This is a genomic window from Helicobacter sp. T3_23-1059 (assembly GCF_053654515.1).
The window spans coordinates 1-18213 of sequence record NZ_JBSIUV010000045.1 but is presented as its reverse complement, the minus strand read 5'-3'; the positions used below and the strand labels follow the sequence as shown (position 1 = coordinate 18213).

Below are 18213 nucleotides of genomic sequence, written 5' to 3'. Positions count from 1 at the left end.
TGCTTTTTGTTAAAAAAGCATTTGGCTTTGATTAAGTGTTTAGCTTTTTTGGTAGAAGCTATTTATCAAATCAAGCATTGCTTTTGATAAAAGCATTCTTTTTTGATAAAAACGAAGTGTTTAGCTTTTTTGTCAAAAAACTAAGCGTTTTTTGGTTTTTTGCAAAAACTCTAAGCGTTTTGACACAAAATCTAGCCACGCACTTGGGCATCTACCCCCCTGCAAAAATCTAAAAAATCCTACTATACATAGCCTTTATCACGCTTTTTTAGCCTTTTTATCTAGGCTTTTTATCTATTTTAAGCCGAAGTAAGCAAAAAAATAAACATTTTTCGCACTGCTGGTATAAGCCCTATTTTTTGCCCCTGCGCTTTTTCCCTCGCTTAAAAATTGACACAAAAAGAAAAGAGATATTTCGCGCTCGCGCGCTCAATATGACAAAAACTCTGTCATTGCGAGCGAGTAGCAAGACTTGCGTGGCAATCTATGCCGTTATTGTAGATTACCACGATTTTGCGTTTTTGTAAAAAATCACAAAATCTTTCAATGCCAACAGCCATTGTCATACCGAGCAACAAATTAAGATTAGTTTATCAATTTATCAAGCGCGTTTTTGATAGGTGTTTTGCTATCTGGCTCGATAAGTCGCTCGCCCACTTCCTTGCCATTTGCATAAAAAATCAGCGTAGGGATTTTGTAAATCCCTAGTTCCTCTTTTAACTCTTCGTTATTATCAAAATCTAGCAGGATAAATTTCACTTCCTTATACTCGCCCTCCAAACTATCCATAATAGGCTTTATCCGCACGCAATCAGGACACCACCTAGCACTCATCTCCACCACGCATAGCCCATCTGCGATTAGGCTAGCAAAATCATTTTTTGTTGCTTCTATCATTTGTATTCCTTTATGTATTTTGATGATATTTTGCGTTTTATCGCGCCACTATTGTAGCAGATGCGAGTAACGATAATTGTGATTTTGTTACATTTGATTTGCAGTCATATTTTTTAAGATTTTGCACTCATTTCGTGGCGAAATCTCTAAAGATTTTATATCGCTAAAATTTCCTTTTTTGTATTCTTCTATCCCCGCTCTGCCTATCATTGCAGCATTATCAGCGCAAAACTCTAGCGGGGCTAACATAAGCTCTGCTCCAAATCTCTCACAAATCTTAAAGACAGCACTTCTTAATGCTAAGTTGGCACTTGCACCGCCTATGATTCCTAGCGTTTTTATGGGATTTTTTTGCGCGGATTTTGTAGAAAAATATCGGGTAAGTTTGTCGCAAATATGGGCAATAGCGACTTGCTGAAAAGAAGCGCAAATATGGGCGATTTCTATCTCGCTAAGGGAGTTTTTTTCATTTAAGGTGCGTGAGATTTTAGAAGTTTTAGCGGATTTAGAATCTAAAAATGAGTTTATAAGCAATCTTGTGGCGTTTTTTAGCCCTGAAAAGCTAAAAGCTAGCTCCTTGCTATGTTTTAATGGCAATGGAAGGGGAGATAGCCCATCTATGTCGTGCGTATCGCATTTACTAGCAAAATCCTTTTTGTATTTTAGGGCATATTGCTCGATTATGCTACCTCCCGGGTAGCCTAGATTTAGCATTTTTGCGACTTTGTCAAAACACTCCCCAAAGCTATCATCTTTACTCGTGGCAACTATCCTAAAATCTTGTTTTGAGTGCGCTTCTAAAATCTGTGTATGCCCGCCTGATACGAGCAAGACGCTCATTGGGATTTTGATATGTTTGGTATCAATAAAAAGCGAGTAAAAATGCCCGATTAGATGATTTATGCTAATGATTGGGACGCGCAGGCTTTGTGCTAGTGTTTTTGCCATCATTAGCCCTTGCAAAAGACTTACAGATAGTCCGGGTTCAGTGGTGATAGCCACTGCCCTAACTGCGCTAAATGGATTTTGCTTATCAAATCTATGTGTCAAAAACTCTCTCAAATCCGCTAGCACAAATGGCAAAGATTGGCTATGAAGCCTTGAAGCAATCTCTGGGACCACGCCACCATAAGCGTTATGCGCACTTTCTTGAGAGATTTTGCGATGATAGATAAGCGCGCAACTATCAATGTCTGTAATCGCCAAAGAGCTATCATCACAGCTACTCTCTATGCTTAAAATCAAATTTTTTTGGTTTAGATTTTGGTTTTTTTTCATTTATATATCGCTTCGCAAAGATTATGTGTTTTACATAAAAAACAGCGCATTATATCAAAATCTACAAATACACAATACGCAAAAACACAATCAAAAACAAAAATGCAAATATTAGACATTTGATTAACTTTTTTGGCTAGAATCTAGCCCAACTCTATGCAACCCATAGAGAATCTACTTCTTAAGGATACACAATGTCAAACGCTACACAAAACTTACACACAAATGCCTTTAGCCTTTCATTTAGCCTTTTTGGCAAAGCACTTCTTTTTGGCTCTGCGCTTGCGCTAAGCCTAGCAAATGCCGCTCCTTATGTGGTGGATAAAGCACACTCAAGCGTGGGATTTAGCACTTCACATATGGTGATTAGCGAAGTAAATGGCGCGTTTAATGAGTTTGATGGGAGCATTGATTTTGACCCTGCAAAAAAAACACTAACTGCGCTTAAAGGCGAGATAAACACTAAGTCTGTGGATACAAACAATAAAGGACGCGATGAGCATCTAAAAAAACCAGATTTTTTTGATGTCAAAAAATTCCCAAAAGCCACACTTGAGATGAAATCTATCAAAGGCAAAAAACTTACCGCAGATGTAACTATCCGCGGAATCACAAAGCCTGTGGTATTTGACTACGAGGTAAAAGGACCTGTGGAAAATGAGCACAGCAAAAAGCAAATCATTGCTATCAAACTTGATGGCAAGCTAAATCGCAAGGATTTTGAAGTAGGCAAAGACACTTCAAATGCAAGCGTAGGCGAAGAAGTAAAAATTCGTATCCAAATCGAAGCCCAAGCACAATAGATTAGAATCTTTTATGATTCTAGCTTGATACTTGCTTTTGCGTATTTTAGCGTGTGTTTGCAGTATGTCTGTATCAAGCGTATATCAATGCTATGAACGCTAAAAATGCTTCTAAAAATAATGTAAGGCAGAATCTAAAGTAGCTTTTTTGCAAAATCTAGCAAAATTGATTCTGCCTTTTGGCTATTTTGTTTGTGCTTTTTATGATTGTCTGCTTGATTAAAGATTTTACCAAAAATGGCTTTAGCACATTTTGCATAATGTTATTTTTTCGTGGCGTGATTTTTTGCGTGTTTTTTGCATATTTTTTTCTCCTCTTTTGATATTCCATTTGCATTCATTTTTAATATATTCCCCTAAATGTTACATTATTATTGTTTTATTTATTTGCATTAGTTAGAATCTAATTTCCTCCCCAAATCACAACAAAAAGGATTCGCAATGACAAACTTCAAACATACTCTTTGTGCTTTTATGGGCAAAGTTGCTGTATTTGGCTCTGTGTTTTTCTCGATGGTAGCCCTAAGCACAAGCGCGCTAGATGCAAAACCATACAAAATCGATAGAGCGCGCTCAAGCCTTGAGTTTAAAGCCGTATATATGGCGATAAACAAAACCAAAGGCAATTTTAACACTTATAGTGGCGTAGTGGATTTTGACGAAAAATCTAAGACTCTAAAAACCCTAACAGGTGAAATGGATATGAAATCTATCGACACCAAAAACCAAAAACGCGATGACCACCTGCGACAAGATGAGTTTTTGAATGTGGAGAAATTCCCAAAAGGGAAATTTGTGATGAAATCCATCAAAGGCAATAAGCTAACTGCGGATTTGACGCTTCGAGGCGTTACAAAATCTGTTGTGTTTGAATACGAGCTAAATGGACCTGAAGAAGACCCAATGAAGCAAAGAAAGTTTATAAACATTGAGCTAAAAGGCAAAATCAATCGCAAAGATTTTGGTATCGGCAATGAAAGTGCGTTAGCTGAAGCATCGCTAAAAAATGAAGTCGAAATATATATCGAAATCGGTGCGCACGAAACGAATGACTAAATAAGCCTTTTATTAGAATTTGCTAGAATCTTTTTACTTTATTAAAAATTGCGAGGGATTCTAGCTAGATTTTGCTCTAAAACTTTGTATTTTTTTGACACTTTTTGCCCGCTTTTTATTTACTTTTTCCCCTCACTTTTGCTAGATTTAGATACTCTCTTGCGTTTTTATTCACTTTTTTTATTTTTTAAAATTTGTTGATTATGTGTAGATTTTGTTTGTGTTTTTTTGTGATTTATTTTAGATATAGATTCTCACAACAAAAACGCAAAGATTTTGCCTATTTATCGCATTTTTTCGCCCAATTTCTAACATACATTAGACAATTTTTGTTATAATGCCCCAAATTTTAGGCGTGTTAAGCGTGAGATTAGGATTTGACAATGATTGAATGGATGCAAAAACATCGTAAATGGCTTGTGATAACAATTTGGATAAGTGCCATTGCATTCATCGGTGCTGGTGGCGTGATGTGGGGGACTGCGGATTATTCATTAGGTGCTGATGCTGTGGCAAAAGTAGGCAAGATTACCATTAGCAAAAATGAATTTTCGACAACTTATCAAAATATTTTTCAAAACGAAGTGCGAAAAAGAGGTGGTAATTTTGATGAAGCACAAGCACAGCAGATGAACTTGCAAGGGCAAGTTTTAGAAAACCTAATATCAAACGCGCTTATCCGCAACTACGGTTTAGAGCTAGGACTTCGCATAAGCGATGAAGAGGTTATGAACCTCATCAAAAGCATTGAGTTTTTTCACAAAGACGGAGCGTTTTCACTAGAATCTTATGAGCAGTATCTAGCCCAAGAGCGCGTAAGCAAGCGAGATTTTGAAGAGCAAATACGCAATGATTTGCTATCCCAAAAAATTTTTACCCTGCTTTTCCCAAACATACCACAAAATCAATTTGAAATCCCAAATATCGCTACCCCGCTCGAAAAGCAAGCGATATTTTTTGCGCTAGAAGGCATAGCAGATAGCATAGAGCTAGATATTATCCCTGCTAGTAGTGTATCTGTAAGCGCAGATGAATCAAGCTTAAAAGAATTTTATGAGCAAAATAAGCAAAATTATCAAACCCAGCCAAGCTATGAAGTCCTAGCTATCATAACAAAATCTAGCAATCAACCCTACAATGACAAAGAGTTGCAAGATTTTTATACCAAAAACTACATAGCAAATGGCGAAAATATGAGCGATGAGATAAAACCACAAGTAATAATTGCCTACCAAAAACAGCAAGCAAAAAGCGAAGCATTAAAATCAACCGCCATTCTAAAAAAAGCTAGCAAAGATTCTGTGCCAGAAAATGCCAAAAAGATTCTCATCTCACAAGATTCTAGCCAATATAGTGAGGAGATTTTCTCTGCATTAGAATCTAATAGTGTAGGAGCGACTATAAAGCCCATTGAGCTAGGAGATGATTTTATCACGCTAAAGATTTTGTCAAAAAACGCCCCACAAGCAAAGCCATATAGCGAGGTTCGCTCACAAATATCTAAAGAATACATTGCCAAAGAGCGCAGTCAAAAGCTAGCAAATCTAGCCCAAAGCAGGCTAAACACATTTAAGGGCAAAAATGTGGGCGTGAAGTTTTCTTTTATCGAGCTAAACCAAAATCCAAATTTCAGTATAGCGGGGCTTGATTTTTACACTTCTGTGTCATTATTGCAAGCGATTTATCAAACCCCTACAAACCCAAATTACGCAGTCATTGGGGAAAATGCGTTTTTGTTTCGCGTGGTAGGACAAAAAATATCGCCTTTTAGCGAGTCTCAAGCAATCGATGCAATATCTAGCGACAGAAAGATAGATTGCGTGCTAAATCTTGTATCAAATTTTTTAAAAAGCAAATACACGATAAAGCGTTACATTTAACGCTAGAGAGGACATAAATGGGACAGCATATTTTAGGCATAGACATAGGCTCTAGCAAGATTTGCGCCGTTATCGCTGATGTGCGGGAGGATAATACGCCCCATATCATCGGCATTGGCAATCAAAAATCATATGGTGTCAAAAAAGGGCTTATCACACATATAGAGCGAGCTAGCACCACCATAAAAGCCGCCATTGATGATGCAAAAAGAATGGCCGAAACAGACGCACTAACCAAAGCTATCGTATCTGTTTCAGGTGCTTACACGCGTAGTATAGGAAGTGATGGCGTGTATAATACAGATGGGGAAATCACTATCAAAGAAATCAGCAAAGCCATTTCAAATGCCGTGTATAACGCATCTATACCGCCAGAATTTGAAGTCTTGCATATATTGCCATATCGTTTCAAACTTGACGAGCAAGACTATGTCCAAGACCCTATGGGTATGACAGGCACACGCATACAAGTATTTGTATATATTGTTATGGCGCAACGATCTAGCTTAGATAACCTCAAAAAAACCATTCGCTTAGCAGGCGTAGAGGTAGAAAACTTTGTCCTATCCTCTTACGCATCATCTATTAGCGTGCTAAGCGATGATGAAAAAGAGTTGGGGGTGGCTTGTATTGATATAGGTGGCGGGTCTTGTGAGATGATGATACACGATGGCAATGCTATGCGTTATAATAGTTTTTTTGGTGTAGGTGGTAGCAATTTCACACAGGATTTGACTAGTATGCTACAAACCAAACCCGCAGCAGCCGAAGAAGTAAAAATCAACTACATAGACCTTATGGCAAATGAAGAAAATAGGCGCATAGAAGTGCCATCAATGAGTGGCGATGAAGAAGTGCATTTTGCCGAGCTAAATGAAGCGCAAAAAGTAGCGAGGGTTCGCGCAGTAGAAACTTTTGGAGTATTAGGAAGATGTATAGAAGTAAGCGGGTTAAAAGATATGCTAGGAGCGGGCATAGTGCTTACAGGTGGAGTAATGCAGATGAATGGGATTAGAGAATTTGCAAGTAAGGTATTTTTCCAAAAAATGCCAACTCGCATAGGCAGACCTACCGAAATGTCAGGGCTTTTTGATGAGTTGCGAAGCCCAGCTTTTGCCACAGTGCTAGGGCTTATATGGTATGGCGCGGGCAAGCGCACAAACTATGAAAAAGATTCTAAAGGAAATATTTGCTACAAAGAATCTAAGGATTTAGAGGAAACCCCTCAAATGCCATCATTTCACCCACAAGGAGGATACGGGCAATCAAGCTATGATAGCGTCAATATCAAAAGCACAGATTTAACCGACTTAAAGGAGGATTTACTCGAAGACAAAGAAAGACGCACTATGGAGCAACAATGGAGAGCGCAGCAAAAAAATGATAGCTTGTTTAGCAAAGCTACTAGCTGGCTAGACAAAGTAGGGAAAAAACTATTCTAAGAAAGGACATAAAATGGCAGACATAGACATCACAGAAATCAAAGAAATCAACCCACAAAAAGGACCCAAAATCACGATAATCGGTGTAGGTGGCGGTGGCTCAAATATGGTTACAGACTTGTATAATCAAGGCGCACACCAAGACTTAAAAATCATCATAGCAAATACCGACATACAAGCCCTTAACTCTTCTTCTGTCCCACAAAAAATCCAACTAGGTGAAAAAACCACCGCAGGGCTAGGCGCGGGTGCAGATGATGAAGTAGGCGAAAAAGCCGCACAAGAGAGTAAAGATGATATTAGAAAAAGTTTGGAGGGTTCTGATATGGTTATCATTTGTGTGGGGCTTGGCGGAGGCACAGGCACAGGAGCAGCACCCGTAGTCGCTAGAATCGCAAAAGAGCTTGGCGCACTCACAGTGCTTATCGCCACAAAACCTTTCGTGCGCGAAAATCGACATAAACGCGCAGAATCAGGGCTAGAATCCCTTAGCAAAATCTGTGATTCTTTTATAGTTGTGCCAAACCAAAAACTCCTCTCTGTCGTAAGTAAAAATACAGGAATGAAAGAAGCCTACACTCTGATAAACAAAGTCCTAATCAACGCTGCTAACGGAATCTCAGGCGTAGTCCTAAATAGCGGACAATATGATATAAATGTAGATTTTGCAGACATTAGAAAAGTCATCAGCGGGCAAGGGCTAGCCCTAATGAGTATCGGGGAAGCAAGCGGAGATGATGCGTGCATAGAAGCGGTGCGAAATGCCATAAACTCGCCACTACTAGATAATCTATCCATAGCAAACGCAAGAAGTGTAATCACTTATTATGAGATACACCCAGAATACCCTTTCCTACAAATCGATGAAGCCGCAGAATTTATAAAAGAAGCTATCAACAATGAAGAAGCAGAAGTCATCGAGGGCGCACATTATGATGAAAACAAAAGCAAAGATTCCGTGCGTGTAACAATCATTGCCACAGGGCTATCAAAGCCTACTATTTCAAGTCCGCACGGAGATTCTACGACAAGCAATGCCACAAAAGAAACAATCACAACAAAAAATGAACCACAAAATGAACTAGGGGATTTAAGCTCATTGTTGCTTGTAAGCGGTGGCGATACGAAAGTTAACTATGACATTCCCACATATATGCGCTACAAAAAAGACTAAATCTAAATGGATTTTATATTGCTAATATGGATTTTTTAGATTCTATTTTTAGCGCAGATTTTAGCCTAGAACAGGTTTTAAAAATCCTTGTTAGCATTCTAGCTCTTTTGGTAGGCATTATTGGACACGAGATTATGCACGGACTTGTCGCATATCATTATGGCGATGACACGGCAAAAAGCGAGGGTAGATTATCCATAAACCCCATAAAACACCTAGATTTGCTAGGTAGTATTATCCTCCCTGCTATTTTGATTTTTACAAGCGCGCCTTTTCTTTTTGGCTGGGCAAAGCCTGTGCCTGTAAATATCCCCCTTATCATCAATCATCGCGGATATGGCGCAGCTTGCGGTGTAGCCCTAGCAGGTGTTAGCTACAATCTAGCCTTAGCTTTGTTTTCATCATTGCTACTTTTTAGTGGGGCATTTGATGAGATAGATAGCATTATTGGGCTAAGTATTGCGCTTTTTCTTGTCGCTTCTATCAAATACAATGTGATTTTGTGCGTGTTTAACCTCCTGCCAATCCCACCTCTAGATGGTTCTCAAGTAGTGCTTTTTGGTGCGCTAAAATTTGGGCTTACTAGCCTAGCGACACTATTGCAAAAAATCGCTCCATTTGGTATGTTTATCATCATTGGCATATTATTTGTGCCATATTTGGCAAATATTATATTTTATCCTGCTAAAATTTTGCTTATGTTTTTGCTCGGGGCATAGATTTTAGACTACATATTGATACGAATAATACACAACATAAATGGTAAAAAATGCAACACACAAAAAAACCCACAACCTCACAAAATCTAGCACAAAAAAACCGCAAAATCTACATTGCGTGCGACCACGCAGGATTTGAGTTAAAAGAATTTATAAAAGATTATTTTCACAAAAAAGGAGAAGTGCTTTTTGATTTGGGGGTAGATTCTATTCAAAGCGTGGATTATGCAGATTTCGCGCAAAATCTATGCAAAAAAATGCTAGAATACAACAAAAAAGATGAAGCAAATGTTTTTGGGATTTTGATATGCGGGAGTGGCATAGGTATGAGTATAAGTGCAAATCGCTTTGTAGGTATCCGCGCTAGCCTTTGCACAAGCGCGTATATGGCACATATCACCCGAGCGCACAATGACGCAAATGTGCTATGTCTAGGTGCTAGGATAAGCGGAGAGGGCGAAGTAGAATCGATTTTAGAGGCGTTTTTTGCTAGCGAGTTTGAGGGAGGGCGACACGCACGCAGGATAGATAAAATCGAACGATTTAACGACTAATAATCCCAAAAAATAAAAGCAAATAAAAACAAAAAGGAAACAAAATGGATTTAGCACTAAAATGGTTTATAGGCACGGTATTTGTGCTATTTGTGCTATATATGATTGCTAAGACGATGTTTTATAAATCCGTAGCCCAAAAAGAGGAGCGAAACGCAGCAGCGATGAAGCTAACCCTCCAAGAAGCCGAAATCCTTATCCAAAAACACCAGCTCCAACTCCAAAGAGCGTTAGGAAATATCGATATACTTACCCAAGAGATGAACTCTCTTCGCAATGAAATAAAATCCCTAAAACACCGAAATTCTCAATATCGCGTAGAAACTGACAAATACAAAACCAAAATCAAAGATTTAGAAACCAAAATCGAAGCTCTTTTGTAGCCAAACCAAACCACAAACCATAAGGAATCTCACACTATGCCACATAACGCCACTTCGCTAAATGACTTGCAAAAACAGCTAGAATCAACCCTCCTAGAAAATCTACGAACTATCCCAGACTACCCCAAAAAAGGCATAATGTTTCGTGATATAACCACGATTTTAGGCAATAAAGAATGCTTTAAGCAACTCATAGATTTTTTACGCATTCGCTATGAGGACAAAGGGCTAACCCACATTGTTGGCATAGAATCTAGGGGATTTGTATTTGGCAGTGCGCTAGCTTACGCGCTGGGCATTAGCTTTGTCCCCATTCGCAAAAAAGGCAAACTCCCCTGCCAAACCTACCAAGAAAGCTATGATTTAGAATACGGCACAGACACGCTAGAAATCCACACGGACGCATTTTTGCCATTCACTCAAAATAGCACAAAATCTAATCAATCAAACAAAATAGATTCCCCATTGATTTTGCTTGTAGATGATTTGCTAGCCACAGGTGGCACGGCAAATGCAAGCATAAACCTCGTCCAAAAAGCAGGTGGCAAAGTGCTAGAATCCTGCTTTTTAATCGCCCTAAAAAGCGAATTTACCCCCACGCTAAAATCCCCTAGCTTCGCGCTTTTAGAGCTATAAAACAAAGAGAATCAAAATGAACGCCCTAGCCTACCATCTAGCTCAAAAACTAGCCCAAAAAATCAAAACCCACGCAAAAAGCATTATCATAGCTCTAATCGTGCTTTGTGGCGTGGGAGCAGTGCTTTTTTATGCGCAAAAAAGCGATTTTTCACTCGAAGAGACAATCATTGAAATTTGGGATACTTATGTAGAAAAATGGGGCTATGTGATTTTGTTTTTTTGGAGCGTGCTAGAGGGCGAGCTAGGACTGATTTTTGCGGGGATTGCGGCACACACAGGGCATTTGAATGTATTTTTAGCGATTTTTGTCGCAGGGCTTGGAGGATTTGCAGGAGACCAAATCTACTTCTACATAGGGCGATTTAACAAAGACTATATCCAAAATCGCCTAATCTCTCAAAGACGCAAGCTAGCCCTAGCACATTTATTGCTTCAAAAATACGGCTGGAGCATTATTTTTATCCAACGATATATGTATGGTATGCGCACCATTATCCCCATTAGCATAGGTATCACGCGATACAACGCATTTAAATTCGCAATCATAAACCTGCTAAGCGCGTGGGTATGGGCAGCGATTACCATTACGCTAGCGTGGCTTTTGGGCGAGCAGATTTTAGATATTTTGCAGACTTTTAAAAGCCACCCATATATTTTCATAGTGCTTGCAGGAGTGTTGTTGGGCGGGGTGCTGTGGTTTTTTAACTCCCGCACGCGCAAAATCGACAAGCACATAAACAAACTCCAACAACAGCTAGATAACACACAAAACAAACAAAATACAACATCTCAAAATCTAAAAAAGGAGCAAAAATGACAAATCAAATGCCAAATGTCGAATTTATCGACAAAGAGTTTTTAAAAATCAATAACGCTGAAGTTGCTATCGTGCTTGTGCCAAAAGAATCTAACGATTCTGCCAAAACAAAATCTAGCAACACAAAAATCCCAAAACACAAATGGATAAACGCCAAAGCCCTAGAATCTTTTGGTTACAAGGGCAATTCGCCGTTTTTTTTACAAGAGGAAAAAACACTATATATCCCGCTTTCTATCAAAAAAGATGGCAAAATCTCTCAAGATGATTTACGCGAAGCGGGTGCAACGGCCGTGCGTGCGCTAAAAAACTATCCATTTAGCAGTGCCAAAATCGGCTTTTATGGCGATAAAGATAGGGTAGATTTTGTGCTAGGTGCGTTGCTTGGCGGATATAGCTTTAACCAATACAAAAAAAGCAAAAAAGATAATATCTTAAAAACGCTTTTTATCTCTAGCGAAACTTTTAGTGGCGAAAAAATCGCTATAAATCGCGCATTAGCAGAATCTAAAAAAGCGAAGATTTTAGCAGAAACGATAAACTTTGTGCGTGATTTGATAAACACGCCACCACAAACAGCTACCCCCAAATATCTAGCCGATAAATCCCAAGAAATCGCCACAAAATCTAAAATCAAATGCAAAATCCTAACACAAGATGATTTGAAAAAAGAAAAAATGGAGGCGTTTTTGGCGGTCGCACGCGCTTCGGATAAATCCCCGCGACTTATCCACCTAAGCTACGCCCCAAAAGATTCTACCAAAGGCGCAACCAAACTCCCAAAAATCGTCCTTGTAGGCAAGGGGCTAACCTATGATAGCGGAGGGCTTAGCTTAAAGCCCGCAGACTATATGACAACGATGAAAGCCGATAAAAGTGGGGCGTGTGCCGTGCTAGGAATCATAAATGTCTTAGCCCAGCTAAATGCAGAGGTGCAAGTCGATGCGATTTTGGGGGCGGCTGAAAATATGATAGGAGGCAATGCCTATAAGCCCGATGATGTGCTATTCTCGCGTGAGGGCGTAACTATCGAAGTCAAAAACACGGACGCAGAGGGGCGATTAGTCCTTGCTGATTGCCTCTCTTACGCGCAGGATTTAAAGCCTGATGTGCTGATTGATTTTGCCACGCTCACAGGGGCGTGCGTAGTGGGGCTAGGCGAATATACAAGCGGGATAATGGGCTATAATGAGAATCTCAAAGAGGAGTTTGAAAAATCCGCGCTAAAAAGTGGCGAGCTAGTCGCACGCCTGCCATTTAACCGCCACATAGGCAAACTCATAGAATCCAAAATCGCCGATGTCAGCAATGCAGCCTCTTCGCGCTATGGCGGGGCGATAAGTGCTGGAATGTTTTTGGGCGAGTTTATCCGCGATGAGTATAAGGACAAATGGCTTCATATCGACATTGCTGGACCTGCGTTTGTAGAGAAAGAGTGGGATATAAACCCCTATGGTGCGAGCGGGGCTGGCGTTAGAGCGGGAGTGGAATTTATCTTAGATAATTACGCTAAAGATTCTAAGCAAAAACTGCCTGCGCGCAACTCTAAGCAAGTAAAGCCCTTATCAAAACAGCCAAAAACCCCTCCCAAAAAATCCAAATAAAGGCGTGAAATGGGACTTAGCATAGGCATAGTGGGCTTGCCAAATGTCGGCAAATCCACCACCTTTAACGCACTGACAAAAGCACAAAATGCCCAAAGCGCAAACTACCCATTTTGCACTATCGAGCCAAACAAAGCCATTGTCGAAGTGCCTGATACGCGCTTAAATGAGCTAGCAAAAATTGTCAATCCACAGCGGATTTTGCATTCTCAAATCGAGTTTGTCGATATTGCAGGGCTTGTGCGAGGGGCGAGCAAGGGCGAGGGACTTGGCAATCAATTTTTAGCAAACATTAAAGAAGCGGATATGATTTTGCATATCGTGCGGTGCTTTGAAGATTCTGACATTACGCATATCGAAAATCGTATCGACCCGCTAGGCGACATAGAAATCATCGAGCTAGAGCTAGTTTTAGCCGACATTGCCACCTTGCTAAAGCGAGTTGGGAAGTTAGAGCGTGAGGCAAAAGCAAGCAAAGACGCAGGAAAGATTTTAGAATGTGCAAGGGCGTTACTAGCGCATTTAGAGGGGAATAATCCTGCGAGAAGTTTCACAGAATCTGCAAGCAAAGAATATGAGATTTTAAATAAAGAGCTAAGATTTTTAAGTGCGAAAGAGGTGATTTATGGTGCGAATGTGAGTGAGGGCGAGCTAGCAAATGAGAATGAATATGTGCAAAAAGTGCGTGAATATGGCGCAAAAAACGGCTTTGAAACGATAAAGCTATGCGCTAAAATCGAAGAGGAAATGGTGGGGCTAAGCGAGGAAGAGCGGGCAGAATTTTTGCGTGAGCTAGGCGTGGGAGAATCTGGGCTAGAGCAAATCATTCACTTAGGCTTTGAAAAACTCGGGCTTATTAGCTACTTTACTGCGGGCGTGCAAGAAGTGCGCTCTTGGACGATAGCGCGTGGGAGCAAAGCCCCGCAAGCCGCAGGCGTAATCCACAACGACTTTGAAAAAGGCTTTATCCGTGCGGAAACGATTAGCTATGATGACTTTATCAAATACGGAGGCGAAGCAAAGGCAAAAGAAGCGGGCGCAATGCGAAGCGAGGGCAAAGACTATGTCGTCCAAGACGGCGATGTAATGCACTTTAGATTTAATATTTAGATTTGTTGGATTAACAATTTGTCTTTGGGTATTCATTCCGCAGATTTGGTAAATCGACACAAGGCACGGACACCAAGTCCGCTATCCTTGTGTCGATTTACCAAAAACTACGAAAGCATTACCGCAAAATACTTCGATTGTTTTTAAATTCTTATATTTTTGTTTCCACCTCCCTTGCGGAGGGGGCTAGGGGGTGGGTAAAATCTTTCTTTGTCATTGCGAGACGAATCACAGATTTGCCGAAACAATCCAAAATCTCCCCCTCCCTTGCGGAGGGGGATTAAGGGGGTAGGTTAGATTCTGCGATTCACAGAATCTAACTGTTAATGTTGTCATTGCGATACTTACTTGTAAGCCCTGCAAATTAGCGTAACGAATTTTCGTGGCAATTCGTAGAATTTGCGAACGAAGTGAAGCAACAATCCAAATCACGCGAATCTAAAAAAAAAAAAAATAAAAATAAATGACACAAAATTAAATCAATAAATTACATTTAGGCTCAAGACAACTTAAGCTCAAATAAAGGAGTCTTAAGTTATGACACACACGATGAAAAACAAGTATATCATTCGTTCAAGAATTTCAGAGGCAAAAACAAGAGAGATTATTAAACTTTTTTGTCTTGATATTGAATCTTCTAAAATTGCAAAATTAAGCAAAATTTCTCGTCAAAGTATCAATAAAATCATCAATCAAATCCGCATTTTAATCGCCAAAGAATATGAGAAAACTTCTAAAATGCAAGGTAAAATTGAAGTTGATGAAAGCAACCTTTTGATATAGATTTTGGGTGCTAAAAGAGTGAGAGGCAAAAGAGGCAGGGGAGCAGGTAAAAAAACACCCGTATTTGGTATGCTAAAGCGAAATAATTGTGTTTATACTCAAATTGTAAAACATTGCTCTGCAGATGAGCTTTTGCCTATAATACAGAATTTAAGCAATATGAATGAGACAGAATTTTATAGTGATTATTGGGTGGCTTATGATGGATTAGTAGATTTTTTTCTTTGCTTTGCTTACAACTACAAGCAAAAGTGGCAAAAGCACATTATCGTGTTAAACATATCAAAAATGAGTTTGCGTTAGGTCGAAAGCACATAAATGGTATTGAAAACTGTCTTAAGGTTATGCAAAGCATAGATTAAGCAAATTTAAAGGAATCAAAAAAGAGAATTTCTTATTTCATTTACAAGAAACAGAATTTAGGTATAATACTCAAATACAAAAGCAAGATTTGTATAAAATCTTGCTAAAAATGATAAGAAATCAACCGCTTAAGTTGTCTTGAGCCTTATATTTTTTCTCATTATTTGATAATTCATTCAGCTTACATAATCTCTTAAACTCCCAATAGCTAGGCTGTAATGAGTATGGCACGACAAGCCACGAGCCACAGCCACTAAAAAGCAACGCCACAACAAGCAAAATAAGCATATAAAACATTTTTTTCAATATTTTGTCCCTCTAAATGAGATAATATAGTTAGCGTTTATATTATCATAAAATATAGTGGCAGAAAATCCATATTCTGTATTTGGTTGGTGTGCTAGAAGTTTGAAGCGATTCACAAAGTTTATGGTTCGCTGGGATAGTGTGTCAGTGGCTAAAACATTTTTTGGGTTATTGTTTATGATGGTTGTAAAAATACCTTTTTTAATAGTTTTATCTTGCATAAATCTAGCTTCTATGCAACGGGCGTAAGCGTTGTTTATTTTTCCCATATTTTCATTACCAAATGTAATTTTATCTGCTTCGCTTGGTTTATCCCATTTGTTAAAATCAAATACAAAATCTAACATCGCATAACTCGCATCTGCACAATCTGCATAATCCTTAATTTCATTTATCTTGTTTCTATTTTCCATTTATTGTCCTTTAATATAAATTTTTGCTTGTTAAAACAAGTCAGTATTTCGTGTTCCCGCAAGCTAAATCCTGCTCCCTCATCACCACTTAACCATAAACCATATTTATGGTATCCTATTTCTATTCCTTGCGTTATGAGATTTTTATTGCCACTATTATCTTTATAGGAATATTCATAGTCTATATATTTAACAATTCTGCTGTATTTTGTAGTTATTATTTTTTCTTTTTCGTGATACGCATAACCAGATTGTAATGTATAAAAATAATCATTTGAAAGTTTGGCTGGAAATTTTTTGTCTATTTCATCATATATAAATGTAAGTTTCGCTATTTCAAGTGCTCTATTTTTAAACCAATCTTTGTCTGAATTGCCTACTGCTTTTTCATATTTTAAATATTCATTTGTTTTTATTGCAATATCAATATATTTTTCTTTATTTTTTAGCCATTCGCTATTTTTGTCATTTTTTATTTGGAATTCAATATTATTGTAAGCATTATTTCGATTTTGATTAACTATCAAAATTTCATCATATAATTTATTATCGTAGATATAATATCCACCTGCGGTATCGCATAGCTTCTCATATACATAATATTGCCAATCCATATATTTAAAAGAGCAACCGCCTACAAAAAACAAAACAAAGAATACCGACATCAAAAATGTAGTAATTCGCTTTAATGTAAAAATTTGCTTAAGTTTTGCTTTAAATATTTTGATTTTTCTCAACATTTACTATGTCTACCTTTTAAATCCTGGATTTGAAATTTCATATAAAAACTTTAGATTCTAACCTAACATTACTTAACAATCCATTAAGCAATGGCTTTTTTGCCTAAATTGCTTTTTAGTTTGACTTGTCCTCCGTGAATACATTTTAGCTCATCGCATTCTAGTATGGGGCAAAGGAATGCTGTGCTAATGGTTGGTGTGTTAGATTGTTGCTTATCTTTGTTTCTTTGATTTATTTCATTGTCTTTAATGGCGTTAGATTCTTTGCTTTTGCATTCTAGTTTGATATTTAGGCTAGAATCTAACAATGAATAATGTAAGATTGTAAGTCTATGATTGTTTAGAAAAATTTGGAGGGTTTGATTTGTGGGATAGATTTTGGTTGTGTTGTTTGTTTGGGTAGAATTGTTTGTGTTGGTAGAATTGTTTGAATCATTTGAATGGTTTGAATCTACATTTGATTTATAAGATTTGTTTGAATCGTGTGAATCTAATGAATCTACATTATTATTTGAATTTTTTGAATCATTTGATTTTAAATTAGAATCACTAGATTTGTAAGATTTATTTGAGTCTTTTGAATTTAAATTTGAATTTGATTTATTTGAATCAAAATTAGATTTGTTAGATTTATTTGAATCTTGCGAATGTGCATTTGAATCTAAACAATCCAAATCATATTCCAAATAATAAATAGGTTTTGATTCGTCTAAATCGTTGGTTGAATCTGTGTTGGCTAAATTTGAATCATTTGCACTTAAATTTGAATCTAAAGCATTTGAATCACTTGCATTGTGATTTGTATTTGAATCATTAAAGTTTGGATTTTGTGAATCATTTGAAGTCAAACTCCCAAAAAATAATTCATTATGTGGCAGAGTGGATTCTATGCCACCTATGAGTAGAATAGAATCTAAAAATACATAAATATTATAATTTTGCAAATCCTCTTTTGTAATGTTTGTAATATTATTAGATTCATCATTTATTGTATTGTTTGTATTGTTTTTGATAGATTGATAGATTTGATTGTGGATTGTATAGCAATCTATGGTTGAGTTATTATCACAAAATAGATAAACACTCTTTTTGCTTGCACTAATTGAAATGATAAAATTTTCCATTACAATCCCTATGAAGCGATAAATACTTGATTTTTACCACCAAAATATAGTCCTTGTATAATTTTACATTTGCCACCCAAACATTGCTCCTCCCATATTTGATTAAGGCTTGAATATGCGTTTGAGTT

General features: G+C 37.9%; 20 protein-coding genes and 2 pseudogenes. 15 read left to right on the top strand and 7 right to left on the bottom strand.

The annotated features are described in order from the left end of the window. Nucleotides 1–83 precede the first annotated feature (83 nt). The gene (locus ACWIX0_RS10660; RefSeq protein WP_454173982.1) at nt 84–233 is read left to right on the top strand and encodes a hypothetical protein; all 150 of its coding nucleotides are present in this window, start codon (nt 84–86) and stop codon (nt 231–233) included. Nucleotides 234–585: 352 nt separating this feature from the next. Here the strand turns inward: ACWIX0_RS10660 and ACWIX0_RS10655 are convergent, their stop codons facing one another. Both ACWIX0_RS10655 and tsaD read right to left on the bottom strand, forming a co-directional pair. Beyond that, entirely contained in the window at nt 586–921 is a 336-nt protein-coding gene (locus tag ACWIX0_RS10655; RefSeq protein WP_454173984.1) for a thioredoxin family protein, read from the bottom strand. A gap of 63 nt (nt 922–984) precedes the next feature. Further along, the gene (gene tsaD / locus ACWIX0_RS10650; protein WP_454173983.1) at nt 985–2142 is read right to left on the bottom strand and encodes a tRNA (adenosine(37)-N6)-threonylcarbamoyltransferase complex transferase subunit TsaD; all 1158 of its coding nucleotides are present in this window, start codon (nt 2140–2142) and stop codon (nt 985–987) included. A 227-nt stretch (nt 2143–2369) separates the two neighbouring features. Between tsaD and ACWIX0_RS10645 the strand changes: the two genes are divergently transcribed. Then, nucleotides 2370–2978: a YceI family protein gene (locus ACWIX0_RS10645; RefSeq protein ID WP_454173981.1), complete on the top strand. Its 609-nt coding sequence runs from the start codon at nt 2370–2372 to the stop codon at nt 2976–2978. Nucleotides 2979–3135: 157 nt separating this feature from the next. Here ACWIX0_RS10645 and ACWIX0_RS10640 read toward each other — a convergent pair whose 3' ends face one another. Next, nucleotides 3136–3309: a hypothetical protein gene (locus ACWIX0_RS10640; RefSeq protein WP_454173980.1), complete on the bottom strand. Its 174-nt coding sequence runs from the start codon at nt 3307–3309 to the stop codon at nt 3136–3138. A 110-nt stretch (nt 3310–3419) separates the two neighbouring features. Here ACWIX0_RS10640 and ACWIX0_RS10635 point away from each other — a divergent pair, with 110 nt between their 5' ends. The 13 genes and pseudogenes from ACWIX0_RS10635 (at nt 3420) to ACWIX0_RS10575 (ending at nt 15644) form a co-directional block, all read left to right on the top strand. Further along, the gene (locus ACWIX0_RS10635) at nt 3420–4034 is read left to right on the top strand and encodes a YceI family protein (RefSeq protein WP_454173979.1); all 615 of its coding nucleotides are present in this window, start codon (nt 3420–3422) and stop codon (nt 4032–4034) included. Between the two features lie 383 nt (nt 4035–4417). Further along, the gene (locus tag ACWIX0_RS10630; protein WP_454173978.1) at nt 4418–5914 is read left to right on the top strand and encodes a SurA N-terminal domain-containing protein; all 1497 of its coding nucleotides are present in this window, start codon (nt 4418–4420) and stop codon (nt 5912–5914) included. Between the two features lie 17 nt (nt 5915–5931). Then, the gene (gene ftsA / locus ACWIX0_RS10625; RefSeq protein ID WP_454173977.1) at nt 5932–7356 is read left to right on the top strand and encodes a cell division protein FtsA; all 1425 of its coding nucleotides are present in this window, start codon (nt 5932–5934) and stop codon (nt 7354–7356) included. Nucleotides 7357–7369: 13 nt separating this feature from the next. Beyond that, nucleotides 7370–8530 (top strand): cell division protein FtsZ, encoded by a 1161-nt coding sequence (gene ftsZ / locus ACWIX0_RS10620; protein ID WP_454173976.1) that lies wholly within the window; start codon nt 7370–7372, stop codon nt 8528–8530. Nucleotides 8531–8556: 26 nt separating this feature from the next. Next, complete coding sequence (locus ACWIX0_RS10615) at nt 8557–9249, top strand: site-2 protease family protein (RefSeq protein ID WP_454173975.1); 693 nt, start codon at nt 8557–8559, stop codon at nt 9247–9249. A 50-nt stretch (nt 9250–9299) separates the two neighbouring features. After that, on the top strand, nt 9300–9803 hold the full coding sequence (gene rpiB / locus ACWIX0_RS10610; protein ID WP_454173974.1) for a ribose 5-phosphate isomerase B: 504 nt from the start codon (nt 9300–9302) through the stop codon (nt 9801–9803). Nucleotides 9804–9847: 44 nt separating this feature from the next. After that, the gene (locus ACWIX0_RS10605) at nt 9848–10186 is read left to right on the top strand and encodes a hypothetical protein (RefSeq protein WP_454173973.1); all 339 of its coding nucleotides are present in this window, start codon (nt 9848–9850) and stop codon (nt 10184–10186) included. Nucleotides 10187–10222: 36 nt separating this feature from the next. Further along, nucleotides 10223–10822, top strand: a complete 600-nt coding sequence (gene apt, locus ACWIX0_RS10600) for an adenine phosphoribosyltransferase (RefSeq protein ID WP_454173972.1) — start codon at nt 10223–10225, stop codon at nt 10820–10822. Nucleotides 10823–10838: 16 nt separating this feature from the next. Beyond that, nucleotides 10839–11642 (top strand): DedA family protein, encoded by an 804-nt coding sequence (locus ACWIX0_RS10595; protein ID WP_454173971.1) that lies wholly within the window; start codon nt 10839–10841, stop codon nt 11640–11642. An 8-nt stretch (nt 11643–11650) separates the two neighbouring features. Then, nucleotides 11651–13159, top strand: a pseudogene (locus ACWIX0_RS10590) (leucyl aminopeptidase); the annotation flags it as partial. A 96-nt stretch (nt 13160–13255) separates the two neighbouring features. Then, nucleotides 13256–14356, top strand: a complete 1101-nt coding sequence (ychF, locus tag ACWIX0_RS10585) for a redox-regulated ATPase YchF (RefSeq protein WP_454173970.1) — start codon at nt 13256–13258, stop codon at nt 14354–14356. Between the two features lie 89 nt (nt 14357–14445). Continuing rightward, entirely contained in the window at nt 14446–14640 is a 195-nt protein-coding gene (locus ACWIX0_RS10580; RefSeq protein ID WP_454173969.1) for a hypothetical protein, read from the top strand. 265 nt (nt 14641–14905) lie between these two features. After that, nucleotides 14906–15644 (top strand): annotated as a pseudogene (locus ACWIX0_RS10575) (IS1595 family transposase). Here the strand turns inward: ACWIX0_RS10575 and ACWIX0_RS10570 are convergent. The 4 genes from ACWIX0_RS10570 to ACWIX0_RS10555 all read right to left on the bottom strand — a co-directional run bounded on the left by ACWIX0_RS10570 (nt 15623) and on the right by ACWIX0_RS10555 (nt 18085). Next, nucleotides 15623–15808, bottom strand: coding sequence for a hypothetical protein (locus ACWIX0_RS10570; RefSeq protein ID WP_454173968.1), 186 nt, complete (start codon nt 15806–15808; stop codon nt 15623–15625). The pseudogene ACWIX0_RS10575 and the gene ACWIX0_RS10570 overlap by 22 nt on opposite strands. After that, entirely contained in the window at nt 15805–16221 is a 417-nt protein-coding gene (locus ACWIX0_RS10565; RefSeq protein ID WP_454173967.1) for a hypothetical protein, read from the bottom strand. The genes ACWIX0_RS10570 and ACWIX0_RS10565 overlap by 4 nt, the downstream gene beginning before the upstream one ends. Continuing rightward, nucleotides 16200–16961, bottom strand: coding sequence for a hypothetical protein (locus ACWIX0_RS10560; protein WP_454173966.1), 762 nt, complete (start codon nt 16959–16961; stop codon nt 16200–16202). Before ACWIX0_RS10560 ends, ACWIX0_RS10565 begins: the two co-directional genes overlap by 22 nt. 83 nt (nt 16962–17044) lie before the next feature. Further along, nucleotides 17045–18085, bottom strand: coding sequence for a hypothetical protein (locus ACWIX0_RS10555; RefSeq protein ID WP_454173965.1), 1041 nt, complete (start codon nt 18083–18085; stop codon nt 17045–17047). Nucleotides 18086–18213: the final 128 nt, after the last annotated feature.

What these genes read in the sequence shown, in the direction of transcription:
- ACWIX0_RS10645 (WP_454173981.1), top strand. Translation starts at nt 2,370, where the DNA reads ATGTCAAACGCTACACAAAACTTACACACAAATGCCTTTAGCCTTTCA.
- ACWIX0_RS10640 (WP_454173980.1), bottom strand. Translation starts at nt 3,309, where the DNA reads ATGGAATATCAAAAGAGGAGAAAAAAATATGCAAAAAACACGCAAAAA.
- ACWIX0_RS10635 (WP_454173979.1), top strand. Translation starts at nt 3,420, where the DNA reads ATGACAAACTTCAAACATACTCTTTGTGCTTTTATGGGCAAAGTTGCT.
- ACWIX0_RS10630 (WP_454173978.1), top strand. Translation starts at nt 4,418, where the DNA reads ATGATTGAATGGATGCAAAAACATCGTAAATGGCTTGTGATAACAATT.
- ftsA (WP_454173977.1), top strand. Translation starts at nt 5,932, where the DNA reads ATGGGACAGCATATTTTAGGCATAGACATAGGCTCTAGCAAGATTTGC.
- ftsZ (WP_454173976.1), top strand. Translation starts at nt 7,370, where the DNA reads ATGGCAGACATAGACATCACAGAAATCAAAGAAATCAACCCACAAAAA.
- ACWIX0_RS10615 (WP_454173975.1), top strand. Translation starts at nt 8,557, where the DNA reads ATGGATTTTTTAGATTCTATTTTTAGCGCAGATTTTAGCCTAGAACAG.
- rpiB (WP_454173974.1), top strand. Translation starts at nt 9,300, where the DNA reads ATGCAACACACAAAAAAACCCACAACCTCACAAAATCTAGCACAAAAA.
- ACWIX0_RS10605 (WP_454173973.1), top strand. Translation starts at nt 9,848, where the DNA reads ATGGATTTAGCACTAAAATGGTTTATAGGCACGGTATTTGTGCTATTT.
- apt (WP_454173972.1), top strand. Translation starts at nt 10,223, where the DNA reads ATGCCACATAACGCCACTTCGCTAAATGACTTGCAAAAACAGCTAGAA.
- ACWIX0_RS10595 (WP_454173971.1), top strand. Translation starts at nt 10,839, where the DNA reads ATGAACGCCCTAGCCTACCATCTAGCTCAAAAACTAGCCCAAAAAATC.
- ychF (WP_454173970.1), top strand. Translation starts at nt 13,256, where the DNA reads ATGGGACTTAGCATAGGCATAGTGGGCTTGCCAAATGTCGGCAAATCC.
- ACWIX0_RS10565 (WP_454173967.1), bottom strand. Translation starts at nt 16,221, where the DNA reads ATGGAAAATAGAAACAAGATAAATGAAATTAAGGATTATGCAGATTGT.
- ACWIX0_RS10560 (WP_454173966.1), bottom strand. Translation starts at nt 16,961, where the DNA reads ATGTTGAGAAAAATCAAAATATTTAAAGCAAAACTTAAGCAAATTTTT.
- ACWIX0_RS10555 (WP_454173965.1), bottom strand. Translation starts at nt 18,085, where the DNA reads ATGGAAAATTTTATCATTTCAATTAGTGCAAGCAAAAAGAGTGTTTAT.